The 1,797-nt window shown below is 69.6% G+C and carries 2 protein-coding genes; both read right to left on the bottom strand.

From position 1 onward, the window contains the following. Positions 1 to 923: hypothetical protein (locus ACTQ48_RS11090; RefSeq protein WP_441570954.1), on the bottom strand; the 923-nt coding region annotated here is incomplete at its 3' end. 2 nt (positions 924 to 925) lie between these two features. Then, the gene (locus ACTQ48_RS11095; protein WP_441042106.1) at positions 926 to 1,705 is read right to left on the bottom strand and encodes a hypothetical protein; all 780 of its coding nucleotides are present in this window, start codon (positions 1,703 to 1,705) and stop codon (positions 926 to 928) included. Between the last annotated feature and the right edge of the window lie 92 nt (positions 1,706 to 1,797).

The following is a 1,797-nucleotide window of genomic DNA, read 5'->3' on the forward strand; positions in this document are numbered from 1 at the left end:
CGCGCCGCCCTCGCCCGCTCACCCATCGTCCTCGCCGCCGACGCGCACTGAGCGTTCGTCCGCATTAGCGGGGAGTGCAGGAACTCGGGGACGCGTCCGAACCCGGAGGCATCCCATGCCAGCGGACCCGATGCCTCGAACTCGGCCCCACGTAGCGGCTGCCCAGACTCCGACTCCGATGTCACCACCCACCCGTTGCGGAGCCCGTCCCGGTCCATCACCGGCACCCACTCCACCACATCAGCAGCAGACGCCTCCCACACCTGACCAGACCCCACATCCGGGACACCCTGGAGCGCCCCGGCACGATCCACCCACGCCACCACACCCGCCAGACGCATCACCGACAGCAGCGCATCCATGCGGGACTCCGAGTACTCCACCGACGACGGCACCGTCTGCGACGCTGACCAGTCACCGACCGGCAGGATGTCGGCGACGAGCCGCTGCACCTCAGCGCGCACCGTTCCCCCACGCGGCCGCGTCGGGGTCGTGAACCGGTCATCGGCGACGATCCCCAGCAGGTCACCAGCGGAGACGCGCAGCATCTGAGCACCACGCACCCACCGGCCCGAGCGGTGTAGCCGCCACGGCGACCCGTCCGGCACGATGCGCTCCACGCGGAACTCGCCCAGCGGCGCATCACCGACGCCGGCGTACCCGGCACGCACCACCAGTCGATGCCCATGCACCGCCAGCGGCGCATCCGGTGCGCCCGTGAACAGCGACCCGTCCGGGTCAGCCACAGACAGTTCCAGCGACGACTGCACCTGCCCGCCCCGCACCTCCACCGACAGCGACCCGTCCACCACCTCCAGCGGCTCAGCAGTCAGCACCTGACCCCGCAGCGTCGGCCACACCTGACACGACAGCTCCACATCCCCCAGACGAGCCGCACCCCACCTCTCATCGACCGGCCACATAGCTACGCCTCCAGCAGACGGAGACGGTCCAGATACGTTGCCGCCGCAGCAGTCGAGTCCTGATACGTCGGATGCTCAGCCATATCGTCGGCATAGGTACGGGACGGCACCACCGGCAGGATCGCCGGCCCCCGCGACTCATACCCGTCCATCTGCCACGTCACCCGAGGCAGGTGCGGCACAGTCCGCTCCGACTCCACATCAGCCGCCGACACGTACAGCAGCCCCGTCGGATGATCCAGACACTCAGGGTCGCCCCGCAACACCACCGTCGGCCCGGCCAGCATGATCGCGTCCACCGCCTGCACCGTCGCCTCATCCTCAGCGACCAGACGCCACGACCGGACCCGCACCTGACGCTCACCGCCCTGCGTGATCGGCAAACCACCCATCGGACGCACCATCTCCATCGCCGACGACCACCGGCCACGCGACCCGCCCCGCAGCACACCAACCACCACAGACCCCATCGGGGACATCGGGTCAGACAGCCACGCCATCGAGTGCCCGGGCGACGGGGCCGACACCTGCACCGACGCCGACTCCACCACCTGACCCGACCCGGACAGGGCCTCCACCCGATACGACACTGGAGAGCCGACAGGCAAGTCATAGTCCACCACCCGAGCCGACGACCCGAGCAGCACGTGACGGCCACGCACCAGCACCTCTGCCGCGCGCCACACGCGCCACGCTCGCACCGACACCGCACCGGCAGGCACCTGAGTCACCAGCATGTCCACCCACGGCGGGGACTGCATCACCAGCGGAGCCAGTATCATCAGCGTCTCCTCACCGTCGATGCCGACCGACGGCCAGCCATCTCGATCCGCGCATCCACCAGCCGCTCCACACCCGAGGTCGGGTCCACCAT

The organism is Collinsella sp. Sow4_E3 (genome assembly GCF_052116285.1).
In the GTDB taxonomy this organism is placed as follows: Bacteria; Actinomycetota; Coriobacteriia; order Coriobacteriales; family Coriobacteriaceae; genus Collinsella.